Origin of the sequence: Kocuria sp., from assembly GCF_030536815.1 — a bacterium.
In the GTDB taxonomy this organism is placed as follows: Bacteria; Actinomycetota; Actinomycetes; order Actinomycetales; family Micrococcaceae; genus Kocuria; species Kocuria gwangalliensis.
This window is the reverse complement of the sequence record NZ_JAUNPE010000239.1, coordinates 1-223: the sequence shown is the minus strand read 5'-3', so window position 1 is coordinate 223 and position 223 is coordinate 1. Positions and strand designations below refer to the sequence as shown.

General features: G+C 53.8%; 1 protein-coding gene. It reads right to left on the bottom strand.

The window, feature by feature from the left end; translation table 11 throughout:
- Nucleotides 1-223 (bottom strand): hypothetical protein (locus Q4E95_RS12650; protein ID WP_303383640.1); only part of this gene is annotated, 223 nt, incomplete at both ends.

Here is a 223-nt window from a genome sequence, read left to right as displayed (position 1 = left end):
GAGGATATCTCGATGAGTCATATAAACTTTACGCCCGCGTAGCCGTGAAGCCCGGGCATCAAAGGCTTGGCGCTCATTGTCCAAACGGTGCGTTTTCCGGTTCCCCGAGTTCCAGGGCCTTTGCTCCATATCGCCGGTATAGAACTGGTACTGCGATGGTTTTGGTGAATTCAGCACCGCTAGCTCGACGGGTACGGGATTTGCCAATCCGAACAGCGCTTTT